This is a genomic window from Mycobacterium sp. E796, from assembly GCF_001672815.1.
Lineage (GTDB): Bacteria > Actinomycetota > Actinomycetes > Mycobacteriales > Mycobacteriaceae > Mycobacterium.
Genome location: NZ_LZKK01000178.1, coordinates 1 through 906, shown reverse-complemented (window position 1 = coordinate 906; position 906 = coordinate 1). Strand labels below are relative to the sequence as shown.

Sequence of the window (906 nt, the reverse complement as noted above, 5' to 3'; positions counted from 1 at the left end):
GGGCGGCACGCGGGTGGCGCGCACGTAGACGGTGTCGCCGTCGCGCAGGGCCAGGGCCTCGGCGTCGCCGCGGGTGATCTGGGCGGTGAACGGGCCCCCGGTGGCCGCGCTGGTCAGTTCCACGCGCACCTCGAAGCCCAGCGCGACCACCCGATCGACGGTGGCCCGCACCACCCCGATCGACTCTGCGGTGGCATCGGCGGTCGCCACCGCCATATCGGGCTTGCGGCCCACCCGAATGTCGTGCGGGCGCACCAGGGCACCGTTGAGTTCGGACACCGCACCCAGGAACGACATCACAAACGAGCTCGCCGGGGAGTCATAGACCTCGGTGGGTGACCCGACCTGCTCGATGCGGCCCTTGTTGAGCACCGCGATCCGATCGGCCACATCCAGCGCCTCCTGCTGATCGTGGGTCACCAACACCGTGGTCACGTGCACCTCGTCGTGCAGGCGGCGCAACCACGCCCGCAAATCCTCGCGCACCTTGGCATCCAGCGCCCCGAACGGCTCATCGAGCAACAACACCTGCGGATCGACCGCCAACGCCCGCGCCAACGCCATGCGCTGACGCTGACCCCCGGACAGCTGATTGGGATAACGGGTCTGAAACCCGCTGAGCCCCACCACCTCCAGCAGGTTGTCCACCTTCTGTTTGATCTCGGCCTTCGGACGCTTGCGGATCTTGAGCCCATAGGCCACGTTGTCGCGCACCGTCAGATGCTTGAACGCCGCATAATGCTGAAACACAAACCCGATCCCGCGCCGCTGCGGCGGCACCCGGGTGACATCACGGCCATCGATCGTCACCGTGCCACTGTCGGGCTGATCCAGCCCCGCAATGGCCCGCAACAGCGTCGACTTGCCCGAACCACTGGGCCCCAACAACGCCGTCAACGACCCCTT

1 protein-coding gene is annotated in these 906 nt (G+C 67.5%); it reads right to left on the bottom strand.

What is annotated here, in order from left to right:
• Window positions 1-906, bottom strand: a 906-nt coding sequence (locus tag A5706_RS13220) for a sulfate/molybdate ABC transporter ATP-binding protein (RefSeq protein WP_068131228.1), incomplete at both ends; no start/stop codon positions are given.